The sequence below is a fragment of the Microcoleus sp. BM001215392 genome, assembly GCF_036700185.1.
Taxonomy (GTDB): Bacteria; Cyanobacteriota; Cyanobacteriia; order Cyanobacteriales; family Microcoleaceae; genus Microcoleus.
The window spans coordinates 1-13,711 of the sequence record NZ_JAUBOJ010000187.1 but is presented as its reverse complement, the minus strand read 5'-3'; the positions used below and the strand labels follow the sequence as shown (position 1 = coordinate 13,711).

Sequence of the window (13,711 nt, the reverse complement as noted above, 5' to 3'; positions counted from 1 at the left end):
CTAAGATTTTATGTCCAAATGCTACGCCCTTCTCTGATTTTTGCACTCTTGTCTAATCTCGCGTAGCTAAAGTGCCGCCAACTAAAGAAACCGGGTTTTTACCTAATTGTGGCTGCGATGAAATATTCTCGCAAAAAACCCGGTTTTTGGACACCCGTGGGATAAGTCCTAATTTTAAGCAAATTTTGCATAGAGAGCTGAAATAAAATTCACGCTTAAAAAGCCGACTGCTAGGACGAGAATAATAAAAATTGTGATACTGAAAATAGACTTTAGCCGATCGGCAATTGCGGGTTTTTCTGATTTCATTGTCAATTTTGGCAGTAAATTTAAGCTGAGAAATTAATAAAAAATCAATTTTACCAGTGCGCGAACAAAAATGCAACTCGCTGACAAGCTCCCAACCGCGATTATCCTTAGTAGGTGACATCTTTTAAATTTTTCATCTAAAATCTCAACTCTCAAATCTAAAATAGTATTAGGCATGGTTTGGTTGGTCTCCGCAGCGATTGTCGATCGCGCCCTGCAAGCGATCGCGCCCGCGTCCTGTAAAATAGAGGGCGCCTTGGGGTTAAGCTTTTAACAGCCCCAATTGAGGGCGACAGCAAGACCACAAGCAAATAGATAACAATCTGCCAGTCATGCTTAACATACTCAATAAGGTAAAAATAGAAGAGTGCCCCGAAATAATCTAAAACATATAACTGAAAACAGGATATAAATCAATGCTCCACCCAGTCTCGCAACCTTACCAACAACGAGAAAATACTATGACCCAAAGAGTAGCACGCAAGCCAAACCCCTCTGCTAGAAACCACTTGAGGCAAAGTTTTCCTCAAAGGCACTGGCTGGAGCTGGCAGAGTACGCCTCTCTGGCAGCCTCTGGTGTGGGTTCACTGGCGGTGGCTGTGTCGGGTCAAGCTTTTTACGGGGTGGCTCCGCTAACTTTGGCTTTGTCGCTGAATGTGGCTAACCGCTATCGGTTCGAGCAGCAAGCGCGGGTGCATCAAACTTTGGAACTGAGTCAAGTTCAAAAGTCTGTAAATAAGGTCGAAAAAACGGCGGTGACGGTAATTGTTAAATTGCGCAAGCAATTGTCAGCAGATATTGCAGCGCTGCGCCAGCAAATGGCTGCATTGCCTAGGAATGCAGCTTTTGAGGAGTCTATCGACATTGAGCGGCAGTTGCTGAGTTTGGGAGAGTCGGTAGCTTCTTTGCAAGAAATTGTCGCTTCTGCTGTCCTTGATGTTCGCCAGCAGGTGAGCGTACAACTGCAAGATTTATCTGTTGGCCAACCGACAAATCTTCAAGCTGTGGAACAGGCGATAGAACAACTGCAAAGCGCGACGAAAGGCTTGGCAGAAACTGCACTCACCCGAGACGACTGGGAAGTAGTAAATACTCGATTTTTGGAAATCCAGAAAGTCATCGCCAATTTGCAAAACCAATTGCAAGCTCCCGCACATCAATCGACTCCAGATTTGTCTGTAGTCCAAGCTCAAATCCACCGTTTGGAACACGAGCAGCAAGAAGTTGTCAAACCTCATCTCAAGCGCTTAATCTCGGTTGTCAAGGAGTTGCAGCACACACAAAACAGTTGACAGTTGACAGTTGACAGTTGACAGTTGGCATTAGTGCTGTCCCCGCTCGCGAACAGCAATCATTAGTGCGAGCGCGAGCGTCCCCGCTCGCAAACAGCAGTCATTAGTGCTGTCCCCGCTCCCGAACAGCAGTCAACAGCAGTCATTGGTCATCAGTCAGAAGGAAGATTTTCTGGTGCATCTGAGTTTGGCATTTGTAGTGCGAGCTCTTAAGCTCGCACTGTAAAAAAAATACTTTTTGCGAAAATGAGATGCTCCCAGATTTTTCCCCTCTCCCCTTCTCTTCCTCTCCCGGGTGGAGTCGAACTTTTTCGATAATTGTGTTACAAATTTAAAAGCTAATCTGGTTAGTTCACCTGTTTTAAACCTATTACAACAAAATTAAATGACCGCAACCGTAACTATTGCTGATAACCCGTTACTAACTGGCAAAGGATTGCCACCGTTTGACGCGATCGCACCCGAACACGTAGTCCCCGCCGTTACCCAACTGCTGACCGAACTAGAAGCCGAGTTAGCTGCCTTAGAAGCCTCTGTCGAGCCGACTTGGAGCGGCTTGGTAGAACCCTTGCAGCGGCTCGGAGAGCGTTTAAATTGGAGCTGGAGCATTGTCGGACATTTGATGGGGGTGAAAAATAGCCCGGAATTGCGATCGGCTCACGAAACAGTACAGCCGGAAGTAGTAAAATTTTGGAGCAAACTCAGTCAAAGCAAACCGCTTTATGAAGCTTTTAAAGCGCTGCGGGCTAGCAAAAATTGGGACAGCTTAGAGTCAGCTCAACAGCGAATTGTCGAAGCCGCCCTCCGAGATGCCCAACTCTCCGGCGTCGGTTTAGAAGGCGAGCAAAAAGAGCGTTTCAATGCGATTCAATTAGAATTAGCCGAAATTACTACCCTATTTTCCAATCACGTCCTCGACGCTACCAAAGCTTTCAGCCTCAGCGTCACAAACAAAGACGAAATTGACGGTTTACCGCCGAGTTTGTTGAGTTTAGCCGCTCAAGCCGCTCGCAGCGCCGGCGCCGAAAATGCGGATGCCGAAAACGGCCCTTGGCGGATTACTTTAGACTTCCCGAGTTACGGCCCTTTCATGCAGCACAGCACTCGCCGCGACTTGCGCGAAAAGTTGTACAAAGCTTTTATCGGCAGAGCCAGCAGCGGAGAATTGAATAACTGGCCTTTGACCGATCGCATTTTAACACTGCGCCACGAAAAAGCTGCTTTGCTCGGATTTAGCAGTTATGCCGAATTGAGCTTGGCGAGCAAAATGGCTCCTAACGTTACAGCAGTGGAAGCTTTGTTAGAAGAATTGCGCTTGGCTAGCTACGATGCTGCTGTCAAAGATTTAGAAGAATTGAAAGCTTTTGCTAGCAGCAAAGGCGCGCCGGAAGCTGGGGATTTGAAGCACTGGGATATTGGTTTTTGGTCGGAAAGGCAGCGGGAAGAAAAGTTTGCTTTTAGTGCCGAAGAATTGCGCCCTTATTTTGCTTTGCCGCAGGTATTGGAGGGGTTATTTGGATTAGTAAAGCGGCTGTTCGGCGTGACGGTAACGGCGACGGACGGTCAAGCTCCTGTCTGGCACAAAGACGTGCGCTATTTTAGAATAGATGATGAAGCCGGAAATGCGATCGCCAATTTCTATTTAGATGCGTACAGCCGCCCGGAAGAAAAGCGCGGCGGTGCTTGGATGGACGAGTGCGTGGTGCGCGCTAAATTCGTGGAAGCGTCCAAGACAACAACGCGCTTACCTGTGGCGTATTTGGTGTGCAACCAAAGCCCACCGGTTGACGGAAAACCGAGTTTAATGACTTTCTTGGAAGTAGAAACTTTGTTTCACGAATTCGGCCACGGTTTGCAGCATATGCTAACAACGGTAGACTATCCTGGTGCTTCAGGTATCAATAATGTTGAGTGGGATGCGGTGGAATTGCCCAGTCAATTTATGGAAAATTGGTGTTACGATAGGGCGACTTTGTTCGGGATGGCTAAGCATTACGAAACAGGGGAAAGTTTGCCGGAACACTATTACCAAAAGCTGCTAGCAGCGCGCCACTACATGAGCGGCAGTGTTATGCTCAGACAAGTACATTTTAGCCGTGTTGACATCGAACTGCACCACCGTTATCGATCGGGAAGCAGCGAAACTGTGGCCGACGTGCGCAACCGCATCGCTAAAACTACAACTGTTTTACCTCCTCTGGAAGAAGACGCATTTTTGTGCGCTTTCGGACACATCTTTGCGGGCGGTTACGCGGCGGGCTATTACAGCTACAAATGGGCGGAAGTGCTCAGTGCTGATGCTTTTGCGGCATTTGAGGAAGCGGGTTTGGAAGATGAAAGTGCGATCGCCTCTACAGGTAAACGCTTCCGGGATACAGTGTTAGGATTGGGTGGCAGTTTGCACCCGATGGAAGTGTTTAAAACATTCCGGGGACGCGAACCTAGCACCAAAGCTTTGTTGAGACACAGCGGTTTAGCAGCGGCTTAATTAACTGTGAAAAAACCTGGATTAATGCAGTGAAATTTGTCAGCATTAATCCAGGTTTTTTTTTGCTGAATTCCCAGGTTCGATGGTTGCGAATGCGAGTCCTTTGATTTATATCAATTCCGTCAAGCATCAGAATCATTCATCTCTCTTCTCTCTCTGTGTCAAGAGCGTCAAGAGCGGTTAAATCACCTGACGGTACAACCGGAATTGATATTACACATTATCCCCAATATTTATATCAAAAATTGACGGTGGTGTGGGGCCGAGCGGTGTCAGCTTAGGTTGAAAGCTCATCAAAGCAGCATCTGTATCGATACTGTCAGTATCAACTGCAATCGGCGAATATTTGCAGTCATTTATCAGTGATTGTACTTAGCTTGGCAGAGACCTGAAAATAGCGTTATATTTCGCAATACTTACCGTCATGTTTTCTGAATACATCTAATGCTTTTATTTGCAAGGATCGATCTAAGATTTTACCGAATCTTTAATCTAGAGCCACGAACAACCCTAGTTTTTTAAAGTTTTGATAAAGAGGGGCGGCGTCGAGTTCAAAAACTCGAAAAAAATGCAAGTAAAAACGAAATAATTTAGTGATAAATAATTTTAAAATCGTTTCAAAAAATACTTGTACATATGATAATAATAAGTAAGAAGTGATATTTAGTCGTTCACCTATACATTGAGATATTCATGGATATTCAATTAATTAATATCGGTTTTGGTAATATAGTGTCGGCTAACCGAGTGATTGCGATTGTCAGTCCTGAGTCAGCGCCTATTAAGCGCATAATTACTGATGCGCGGGAGCGGGGACAACTGGTTGATGCTACTTACGGGCGCCGCACGAGAGCGGTAATTATTACAGATTCGAGTCACGTCATCCTCTCGGCGATTCAGCCGGAAACGGTGGCTAATCGTTTTGCGATCGGCAAAGACGGTCAAGGTCGGGATGACTGAGGTTTGTCAGTTGCAATTTGAGCACTTACAGTATAGAGTAAGCGAAAACTTGAATTGTGACAGGTTTCTCTTCTAAAAATGAAATCCGGTAAATTAATTGTTCTGACGGGGCCTAGCGGTGTGGGGAAAGGCACCTTACTGCGATCGCTCCTCAACCGCCATCCCGAATTGTATCTTTCGGTATCAGTGACAACTCGTAAGCCCCGTGAGGGAGAAATTGAGGGACAACACTACTATTTTGTCAGCCGCAGCCGTTTTGAGGAAATGGTTGAGGCTGGCGAGTTAGCCGAATGGGCCGAGTTTGCTGGCAATTTTTACGGTACTCCGTATTTTGCTCTCAAACAGGGAATCGGCGAGGGAAAATGGGTAATCCTGGAAATTGAACTCGAAGGGGCGAGACAAATTAGAAATAAGTTTCCTGAAGCTTTGCGACTGTTTATTTTACCTCCTTCTTGGGAAGAATTGGAGCGCAGGCTGCGGAGTCGGGGTCAAGATTCCGAAAGTGCGATCGCCCGTCGGTTGCTGCGCGCTAAAGAGGAAATTGAAGCTGCGGGTGAATTCGATTTCCAAGTAGTCAATGACGATTTGGAAGTTGCTTTAAAAGGGCTGGAATCTGTATTGTTTGTCAGCGACAGGAAATGAGGGGATGATGATTTGATATTATAGCCTTTCTCAGAAAGATGAGGTACGATAGGGCATAGGGCATAGGGCATAGGGCATAACGCATACCTCACTTTTATGAGAACCGCTATATTACCAATTACGAATTGCCAACTACCAGCAAAACTTGGTTTAAAGCCGGAACCATTGTAGGTAAAAATTAAAATCAGACTATTAATTAATTCAATCATCTTAATTCCAAGTCAACTGTCAACTGTCAACTGTCAACTGTCAACTGAGTTACCCATTTCTCTGTGCGCGCTAAAACTTCGGTACTTTTCTTGATAGCAACACAAGATTTTAAGTTCAATTCTAGAGTTTCGGACGCAGGCGAAATTTTCCGGAGCGGTTCAATTTCGCGAGCAGAACATCCCAACATTTCCATATAAGCGAGTGTCCAACCAATAGCTGCAATGTCGCTGACATTGCCCGATCCGGCGCACAGGTGACAACCCGATTCGCCCTCCGGGCTGCACTCAGGACAAACCCAATTGTTCAGTTGTGAATCGATCTGAAGAGTGCGGGAGGCTGAGGCAATTGTTAAGGCTTTAATGTGGTTTTGAACTACTTGTTTAAAACCTCGGTTTTGGTTGGTGCGGTAATCGGAATTATTGTGCGATCGCCCGATCGCCATTCCTGGCTGTTGCGACGAAGCCGGAGATGCTGTTTTGTTCTGTGTTTTGAATCCAGATTCACCCAGGTTCGCCGTTAGCTGAATGCCGTAGTCTTTAGACTCTTCAGTCTGATAGTGGCTGAGTGCGCTGTCAGAATCGGATGCTGCGCGATCTTCTTCGAGGGCTTCGCGATCGGCAAAATCTTGCATCGAGAGGTGATGTTCGATCGCCAAAGACCAAGTTCTTTTGTGTCTGAGATCGCCATATTTTCTGGCTTCGGCATCAGTAATGCCGATCGCCGCAGCCTCTTGGCGCAGCACATTCATCGAAGTCATGACATCTGATATCATTAGTTTGTTTGCTGTTAATTTACCTTCGCCGGTAGAGAAGCCCTCGCAGAGGATAGACCTACAAATAAATACCTTAGATATAGTAGCCTAAATCTCAAATCTCAAATCTAAAATCTACAAATTGTTTAATGAATTCAATTTTCCCTGACACAACGTTATCGGTGGGCGGACTAACATCATACCTGCAAGAGTTGCTGGAGGGCGATCGCCACCTGCAATCAGTTTGGCTGATCGGCGAGGTATCGAACGTTTCGCAGCACCCCAGCGGCTGCTTTTTCACTCTGTGCGACACCGACAAAAGCGCTGCAATTCGCTGCGTGGTGTGGAATTCGCAGCGCCAAAAATTATTGAAGTTGCCCGTAAAAGGTGAGCAATTGCTGGTTTTGGGAAGCATCCGGGTGTACAAAAATCGCGGCGAGTACCAGTTGACAGTTGTACAATCGCTACCGGGTGGGGAAGGATTGGAGGCTTTGCGGTCGCAGCAATTGCGAGCTCGCTTGGAAGCTGAGGGTTTCTTCGATCCCGCCAGAAAGCGCGCGATTCCCGCACACCCGCAGATTGTGGCGGTGGTGACATCGGATACTGGCGCTGCGTGGGGGGATATTCAGCGCACGTTAGCGCAGAGATATCCGGGTTTGCAGGTGTTGCTGTCGCCGACAGGAGTGCAGGGGGATTTGGCGGCTGCTGCGATTGTTAGGGCGATCGCGCGTGTAGAATTTGACGGTAGGGCTGATGTCATAATTTTAGCCCGGGGCGGCGGTGCTGCGGAGGATTTGGCTTGTTTTAACGATGAAAGAGTTGTCAGGGCGATCGCCAATTGCACAATCCCAATTATTACAGGCATCGGCCACGAAAGAGACGAATCTCTGGCAGATTTAGTAGCAGATAAACGAGCCCATACTCCGACGGCGGCGGCTGCTCAAGCCGTACCAATCTTGGCAGATATTTACTGGAAACACAAGCAGAGAATGCTGAATTTAGCAAGTGTTGTGAGGGCAAGATTTCAGCAGGAAGAACAGCATTTGCAACAGTTGCAAAACCGCTTAAAACAGTTGCCTGCGACCTCGCGAACTTTGCGGCAAGCAACTGGTAAACTGGAAGTATTGCAAGAAAAGTTAGCCGCCCTAAATCCGGCGGCGGTTTTGGAAAGGGGTTATGCGGCGGTAATCCAAAGTGACGGTACGATTGTCCGCCAAACTGAGGGTTTAGTGTTGGGCCAGGAGTTGACTGTGAGGTTGAGTCGCGGTGTGCTGAAGGTTAAAATTGTGGAAGTTTTGGATGCTGAATAAATGTTATGGTTAAGTCGCAGTTGCGTCAGTCTGGCTGGAATTATGAGGAAACGGTCGATCGCATTGAGGCGATTATCGATCGGGTGGAGTCGGGAGAGTTGCCTCTAGAAGAGGTTTTCGAGCAGTTTGCGGTAGCTGTCGAGTGTTTGCAGGAGTGCGAAGGTTTTCTGGCGCGGGGGAAGGAACAGATGGATTTGGCGATCGAGCTTTTAGCCGCAGAACCGGATTTTTAAGCGCAGGTTGAGGGGGATAAATGTAGGTGAAATAGCGGGTAAAACCGAAAGTCCGACAGGGAATTAATTCCCTGTCTCATAGCGAAAGTCCTCTCAAGAGGACTGTTGAAATCATCATATCATGTAGGCGTGAATTGACCATAATTTCTGTAGGCGCGGGTTCAACCGAATCGTTCAGGAAAAATCCAAAATCTCAGAGACCCGCCCCACACCCAACGCTGAATCAACATCGACATTATTTGCAACGTAACAAGGAAAATTTAACTTCACTTGTTCCTGGTTTTTAAGCAGAGTTTAGGTGTATTTGTCAGTTGTGTTTTGCACTCGGGTTAAAGGTGCGATCGTAAGTCAAATGTTTAAATGCGATCGGGTGTCATTGTCAAGTTTGAGAATTTATACTCTGTTGCGTTCCTAATTCCAATCACAGATAGAATCTGGCTTGAGAGGACAAGTTTTGGGAGCGATCTGATTTCCTCTGAGGAAGAGCAAACTTAGTTTAGTCAAAGATGCTAGCGGTTTGATGTCGCTGATTTGATTGTTTTCGAGGTAGAGTGTATCAAGGTGAGTCAAAGATGCTAGCGGTTTGATGTCCCTGAGAAGATTATCGCTGAGGTTTAGAATAGTCAGTTTAGTCAAGGATGCTAGCGGTTTGATGTCGCTGATTTGATTGTTGCTGAGGTCGAGATCCTTCAGGTTAGTCAAGGATGCTAGCGGTTTGATGTCGCTGATTTGATTGTTGCTGAGGACGAGCCGATTGGTCAGGTTAGTCAAAGATGCTAGCGGTTTGATGTCGCTGATTGTATTGTTGTTGAGGTAGATATCGGTCAGTTTAGTCAAGGATGCTAGCGGTTTGATGTCGTTGATTTGATTGTGGTTGAGGCCAATATCAGTCAGGTTAGTCAAGGATGCTAGCGGTTTGATGTCGCTGATTTGATTGTTGGTGAGACTGAGATTCTTCAGTTTAGTCAAAGATGCTAGCGGTTTGATGTCGCTGCTTTGATTGTTGCTGAGGACTAGAGTAGTCAGTTTAGTCAAGGATGCTAGCGGTTTAATGTCCTTGATTTGATTGTTGTTGAGGTCGAGATAATCCAGGTTAGTCAAGGATGCTAGCGGTTTGATGTCGCTGATTTGATTTTCCTTGAGGACTAGAGTAGTCAGTTTAGTCAAGGATGCTAGCGGTTTGATGTCGCTGATTTGATTGTTGGTGAGGTCGAGCTCCTTCAGTTTAGTCAAGGATGCTAGCGGTCTGATGTCCCTAATGTGACTCTCCTTGAGCCTAAGTAACGTGAGACTCGAAAGTTTTTGATTAGCAGCATCGCACTCAGTAGTCTCTGCTTTCTCCAACAGCAAGTCAACAGTATGTTTAGCTTCAGGAACCAAATTTGCTCGCGCGAGACACCAATCAGCAAATGTTCGTCCACTTTTTCCCGGTTGCGGTTCCGAGACTAACACGGAAAATGGATTTCTACATGATGCTAGACCGATCGCACAACAAGTAATTACTATAAACTTTTGTAGTTTTACAACACCCTGTTTGCGATACTGATACAGTAAATTGCTGTGTTTGCGTGCAACTCTAGGTGTCATCATCTTGTATCTCTAATTTTCTGATACCTAAGGAGAGGAAAACTTGTTAGCACATTATCTTGCGGTTCCCGATCGGAGCCAAAAAATATTCAATTTTGATGAAAATTCTTGTGGGGTGGGCCAGAAAGCCCGCCCCAAAAATACAATTTAGATGCGGGAAAGCTTACAATTTGTCGATCGCCCTTTTGGCCTTATTACTCAGATTTTTCACCGCATCTTTCATATCTTCTGCTGCGTGGCGGGCGGCAGATTCTGCTTGTTTTGCTTTACCTTCAGCCTGGTCTTTTTTGTTGCCGGTGATGTTACCGAAAATTTCCTGAGCTTTGCCTTCTATGTTTTTGCCTATCGCCTTTGCTCTGTCTTCTGTACTCATAATCAGCTCCACTGAGTAGTTGAACGTTACTACCACCCTAACATTAGCTTAACAGAAGTTGCTCGCTAACTTCACATTAATTTATGTTGGGTTTTATTTCTATCAGTTTTTAGTAGACCTCTTGTTAAATATTTTATTGATACATAAACCGCAGATGATGGCAGATACACACAGATAAACGCAGATAATTTTCAGATTGTTTTCGACTTTTGCGCGATGCCTAGTAGGGTGCGTCAGCATGACTTGATTATTTCGATTTACTCTGAGCTCAACTGACGCACCCTACAGTTATTATTTTAAACTCGCCGCTGCAACTTTAATCGGTTCGAGCAATTCTAACGGTATATGCAGCATATTCAATTGAGTAGTTTCAACACCTTTCCTTTCATTTCTTTCTATTTCTGGCCCGTGATAATCGCTGCCACCTGTCATCAGCAAACCGTAATCAAGGCACAATTGTTTTAACTTATGAATTTGGCTGGAACTGTGGCTGGGATGGTATACTTCAACTCCCATTAAACCAGCATCTACTAATTCTTTCAAGACGAACTCAACATCTCCGCCGCGAAATAAATAAGGGTGAGCCCAGACTGGTACTGCGCCGCAACTCTTGAGTAAATCGATGCCTTCGGCGATCGAGAATTTCTCGTAATGCACGTAAGCGGGGCCGTTGTCTCCCAGCCACCTGTCGAAGGCTTCCCGCGATGATTTGGCGTGACCAGCTTTTACCAGCGCGGTAGCAATGTGAGGTCTTCCCGGTGCCATTCCTGGGGATGATGTTTTTGGTAGTTCGATCGGATATCCCATTGCTGCTAGTTTTTCTACCATTTCTTGCGATCGCCTAAACCGTCCTTCCACGCGAGCATTCAAAGGAATTTGCAATTTATTTGGGTCTGGATAAAAACCTAAAATGTGCAACGATCTGCCGTTGTGGACGGTACTGAGTTCAAGCCCGGGGACTATTTCTATACCGTGCAAAGCAGCAGCAGTGAAGGCTTCATCCCAACCCGAAATCGTATCATGATCCGTGACAGCCAAAGCGCGAACCCCCGAAGATGCGGCCGCTGCTACAAGTTCGGCTGGGGTGAGAGTTCCATCGGAATAAGTTGTGTGACAGTGGAGTTCTAGCATTTTGATCTAATTAACTACTTATCTACTACTTAGCGAACTCTATCAATCGGATATTCTCGCAATTTGGGAAGCACCAGCGATATTTCAATACTTGGGATATTCAGGATTGGTACGGCTCAAACTTTTTTTGCTTGACTTTGCTGTGTATCTGCAACATCTGTCCCTATAAATCTTATCACAAAAACTGTACTGAAACTCCGCAAGCTACCAAGTATATCATTGGCAGTTGCGCTGTCTGCGCTGCTCGCCCGATCGCCTTTGCCAGAAATAATATTCGGGCGATTCACGAAGAGGGATAGCTTCGCACGCGCGGGCTTTCTGCTGTGCCAGTTGGCAAATTGGCTAAAATCAGCCTCTGCCGCGGATTAATTAAAATCCCCCTAAAGTCATAGAGGACAAACACTTTAGCGCTTTTGTTTTCAAGATTTTTCGAGGTGGGAACTGTGGAGGTTGAGATAGCGGCATTGTGCGATCGCTAACCTTGAGAAATTTTTTATAAATTAATAACATAACATTCAGGTACAGCGTATGAAATCCACACTTTGCTTTCCCGAAACTTCCGTTAAGTCTAACACAGTCACCGTCAATCAAAATGCTATCGACTCTTGTATTGTTGCAGCTTGGATTGACTTAGTAGGAGGAGACTTTGACAGCCTGGAAGGAGATGATTGGCTAGGTTTGTGCGGCGACATTGATGACGGCGAACTTTATCGAGAATGGTTTTTGTGGCAAGACAGCGAAGTAACTCAAGAGTGGGAAGCTTACGATCCAATTACCAATTATCGAGTTGTCGCCTCTACCCGAGAAATGCTGATTGCTCAAATCAACACAATCGAAGATACCAGAAATATTTAGCCTTTCGCGACCAATTTAAATCTTGATGTTCAACTTTCATAATGATTGTGTAAATAAACTCGGTTGGTCACCAATACATTCGATGGCTAAACCTAGTTGTCAGACAAAAGCAGGTTGGGTTTCGTTTTACTCGCCCAACCTAATAAATTTAAGTCGCTACAGCTTTTTGTTTTTCTCGTTCTAATTTGCGCTGCTTCAAACCTGCAAGATTTTCTTTAATCGTATCGATCGCACGGACATTCCCCTGCTGTTGGTACAATTCGCTCGCACGGAGCAAATCTGCCACCGCCTCGCCGTCCGATCGCAAATTCGCAAAAATCAAACCGCGATTGTGGTAAGCTTCTGCCGTTCCAACCTGTTCTATAGCGCTAGTAAAATCATCTTGGGCTTGGCGGTAATTTCCCGACTGATAAGCCTCAATTCCAGCTTGGAAATAAGCCGCAGCTTTCCTACCGCTGTCAGTAGCTGGAAAGGAAGGCGAGTTTAAAATAGGTTCTTTAAACAGTACCGAAATGCTGCCCTTACCCGAGTAAGCCCAAGTCATTGTTCCCAAGCCAATCCCCAGCGCAGCCACAACAATCACAGACAAAGCAATAAAATTGGTGAGTTCCATAGAGTAATATTTGTTGTATTAGAATATGATAAGATAATTTCTAGGTTCTGGAACAATGGCTGCGCAAATTTACCTCAACGGTCAATGGTTTTTCGGCTCGCTAGCTTTAGTATTGTCGATCGGCGCGGGGAATGCAACTGCAACTTCTGACGCAGCAACCAACGCCCAGACTCAAGCCGGATGGCAATTGTTGCAGCGGGGCGAGACAGGGTTGGTGGTGGCAATGCGACACGCGATCGCCCCAGGAACCGGAGATCCTGCTAACTTTAAATTGAGCGACTGTTCAACCCAGCGCAACTTATCAGCCCAGGGAAGAACCCAAGCCCAGCAAATTGGAGCCGAATTTCGCAACCGCAACATCAAAATTGCCAGAGTTTTATCAAGTCAGTGGTGTCGGTGTCTGGAAACAGCAAAACTAATAAATTTAGGCAAAGTCGAGCCATTAAGAGAACTGAACTCGTTCTTTAGCGACAGCAGCCAAGAAGCCCGACAAACAGCAACAGTGCGCAAATTAATTGTTGACAACCGCAACACAAAAGGCGCGGTTATTATGGTAACTCATCAAGTCAATATTACAGCGATTACAAATATTGTTCCCCAAAGCGGCGAAGCTGTGATTCTCAAAAGCGATCCACAAGGTAAAATCAAAATAGTTGGACGAATTGGCGGATTTTAAGAATGTGTAGCAATCCTTGCCGAATTTTTCGCGAACTCTTGCTTTCCTCTTCCTTTGTCTCCTTCGCAGCACGATAAAAAAAATCGTTGAGTCTTGCTATCTAAAGTGATAATGTATAATTTTCCAGCAAATTTATGACTGCAAAATTATTGTGAGCGATAGTGCAGACACTAAGCAAGAGAGAAGAAAAAGGTGGAAAGATTGTTTAGAAGCCAGAATCGATCGGGTGCATCTCATTTTTGCAAATATATTCGTATGGGCTATAGCATTTCGGTAGTAAA

14 protein-coding genes are annotated in these 13,711 nt (G+C 45.7%); 8 read left to right on the top strand and 6 right to left on the bottom strand.

The annotated features are described in order from the left end of the window. Window positions 1-174: 174 nt before the first annotated feature. On the bottom strand, window positions 175-309 hold the full coding sequence (locus QT974_RS19455) for a hypothetical protein (RefSeq protein WP_333470074.1): 135 nt from the start codon (window positions 307-309) through the stop codon (window positions 175-177). A gap of 461 nt (window positions 310-770) precedes the next feature. Between QT974_RS19455 and QT974_RS19450 the strand changes: the two genes are divergently transcribed. The 4 genes from QT974_RS19450 (at window position 771) to gmk (ending at window position 5,691) form a co-directional block, all read left to right on the top strand. Next, the gene (locus tag QT974_RS19450; protein WP_333470073.1) at window positions 771-1,601 is read left to right on the top strand and encodes a hypothetical protein; all 831 of its coding nucleotides are present in this window, start codon (window positions 771-773) and stop codon (window positions 1,599-1,601) included. 385 nt (window positions 1,602-1,986) lie between these two features. Then, window positions 1,987-4,089 carry a M3 family metallopeptidase gene (locus QT974_RS19445; RefSeq protein ID WP_333470072.1) on the top strand — a complete coding sequence of 701 codons (2,103 nt, stop codon included), beginning with the start codon at window positions 1,987-1,989 and terminating at the stop codon, window positions 4,087-4,089. Between the two features lie 693 nt (window positions 4,090-4,782). Beyond that, on the top strand, window positions 4,783-5,049 hold the full coding sequence (remA, locus tag QT974_RS19440; protein ID WP_172193250.1) for an extracellular matrix/biofilm regulator RemA: 267 nt from the start codon (window positions 4,783-4,785) through the stop codon (window positions 5,047-5,049). Window positions 5,050-5,127: 78 nt separating this feature from the next. Beyond that, on the top strand, window positions 5,128-5,691 hold the full coding sequence (gmk, locus tag QT974_RS19435) for a guanylate kinase (protein WP_333470071.1): 564 nt from the start codon (window positions 5,128-5,130) through the stop codon (window positions 5,689-5,691). Between the two features lie 235 nt (window positions 5,692-5,926). Here gmk and QT974_RS19430 read toward each other — a convergent pair whose 3' ends face one another. Continuing rightward, window positions 5,927-6,673, bottom strand: coding sequence for a hypothetical protein (locus tag QT974_RS19430; RefSeq protein WP_333470070.1), 747 nt, complete (start codon window positions 6,671-6,673; stop codon window positions 5,927-5,929). A gap of 128 nt (window positions 6,674-6,801) precedes the next feature. Here QT974_RS19430 and xseA point away from each other — a divergent pair, with 128 nt between their 5' ends. Continuing rightward, a complete protein-coding gene (gene xseA / locus QT974_RS19425; RefSeq protein ID WP_333470069.1) occupies window positions 6,802-7,962 on the top strand; it encodes an exodeoxyribonuclease VII large subunit in 1,161 nt (386 codons plus the stop codon). Window positions 7,963-7,967: 5 nt separating this feature from the next. Continuing rightward, window positions 7,968-8,195, top strand: a complete 228-nt coding sequence (gene xseB / locus QT974_RS19420; RefSeq protein ID WP_333470068.1) for an exodeoxyribonuclease VII small subunit — start codon at window positions 7,968-7,970, stop codon at window positions 8,193-8,195. A 411-nt stretch (window positions 8,196-8,606) separates the two neighbouring features. On the opposite strand, the gene QT974_RS19415 is transcribed toward xseB, so the two are convergent. From QT974_RS19415 to QT974_RS19405, 3 genes are all read right to left on the bottom strand, one after another. Next, window positions 8,607-9,785: a leucine-rich repeat domain-containing protein gene (locus tag QT974_RS19415; protein ID WP_333470067.1), complete on the bottom strand. Its 1,179-nt coding sequence runs from the start codon at window positions 9,783-9,785 to the stop codon at window positions 8,607-8,609. 160 nt (window positions 9,786-9,945) lie between these two features. Beyond that, window positions 9,946-10,155: a CsbD family protein gene (locus tag QT974_RS19410; protein WP_333470066.1), complete on the bottom strand. Its 210-nt coding sequence runs from the start codon at window positions 10,153-10,155 to the stop codon at window positions 9,946-9,948. Window positions 10,156-10,446: 291 nt separating this feature from the next. Continuing rightward, window positions 10,447-11,286, bottom strand: a complete 840-nt coding sequence (locus QT974_RS19405; RefSeq protein WP_333470065.1) for a PHP domain-containing protein — start codon at window positions 11,284-11,286, stop codon at window positions 10,447-10,449. Window positions 11,287-11,814: 528 nt separating this feature from the next. On the opposite strand from QT974_RS19405, the gene QT974_RS19400 reads away from it, so the two are divergent. Next, entirely contained in the window at window positions 11,815-12,141 is a 327-nt protein-coding gene (locus tag QT974_RS19400) for a hypothetical protein (RefSeq protein WP_333470064.1), read from the top strand. A 148-nt stretch (window positions 12,142-12,289) separates the two neighbouring features. Here QT974_RS19400 and QT974_RS19395 read toward each other — a convergent pair whose 3' ends face one another. Further along, window positions 12,290-12,754, bottom strand: a complete 465-nt coding sequence (locus QT974_RS19395) for a hypothetical protein (RefSeq protein ID WP_333470063.1) — start codon at window positions 12,752-12,754, stop codon at window positions 12,290-12,292. Window positions 12,755-12,809: 55 nt separating this feature from the next. Here QT974_RS19395 and QT974_RS19390 point away from each other — a divergent pair, with 55 nt between their 5' ends. Then, a complete protein-coding gene (locus QT974_RS19390; protein WP_333470062.1) occupies window positions 12,810-13,430 on the top strand; it encodes a histidine phosphatase family protein in 621 nt (206 codons plus the stop codon). Window positions 13,431-13,711: the final 281 nt, after the last annotated feature.

Bases quoted from the DNA above. Each gene is read 5' to 3' on its own strand.
- remA (WP_172193250.1), top strand. From the start codon at position 4,783: ATGGATATTCAATTAATTAATATCGGTTTTGGTAATATAGTGTCGGCT.
- QT974_RS19400 (WP_333470064.1), top strand. From the start codon at position 11,815: ATGAAATCCACACTTTGCTTTCCCGAAACTTCCGTTAAGTCTAACACA.
- QT974_RS19390 (WP_333470062.1), top strand. From the start codon at position 12,810: ATGGCTGCGCAAATTTACCTCAACGGTCAATGGTTTTTCGGCTCGCTA.
- QT974_RS19450 (WP_333470073.1), top strand. From the start codon at position 771: ATGACCCAAAGAGTAGCACGCAAGCCAAACCCCTCTGCTAGAAACCAC.
- QT974_RS19410 (WP_333470066.1), bottom strand. From the start codon at position 10,155: ATGAGTACAGAAGACAGAGCAAAGGCGATAGGCAAAAACATAGAAGGC.
- xseA (WP_333470069.1), top strand. From the start codon at position 6,802: ATGAATTCAATTTTCCCTGACACAACGTTATCGGTGGGCGGACTAACA.
- QT974_RS19415 (WP_333470067.1), bottom strand. From the start codon at position 9,785: ATGATGACACCTAGAGTTGCACGCAAACACAGCAATTTACTGTATCAG.
- QT974_RS19430 (WP_333470070.1), bottom strand. From the start codon at position 6,673: ATGATATCAGATGTCATGACTTCGATGAATGTGCTGCGCCAAGAGGCT.
- QT974_RS19455 (WP_333470074.1), bottom strand. From the start codon at position 309: ATGAAATCAGAAAAACCCGCAATTGCCGATCGGCTAAAGTCTATTTTC.
- QT974_RS19405 (WP_333470065.1), bottom strand. From the start codon at position 11,286: ATGCTAGAACTCCACTGTCACACAACTTATTCCGATGGAACTCTCACC.
- QT974_RS19395 (WP_333470063.1), bottom strand. From the start codon at position 12,754: ATGGAACTCACCAATTTTATTGCTTTGTCTGTGATTGTTGTGGCTGCG.
- gmk (WP_333470071.1), top strand. From the start codon at position 5,128: ATGAAATCCGGTAAATTAATTGTTCTGACGGGGCCTAGCGGTGTGGGG.
- xseB (WP_333470068.1), top strand. From the start codon at position 7,968: ATGGTTAAGTCGCAGTTGCGTCAGTCTGGCTGGAATTATGAGGAAACG.
- QT974_RS19445 (WP_333470072.1), top strand. From the start codon at position 1,987: ATGACCGCAACCGTAACTATTGCTGATAACCCGTTACTAACTGGCAAA.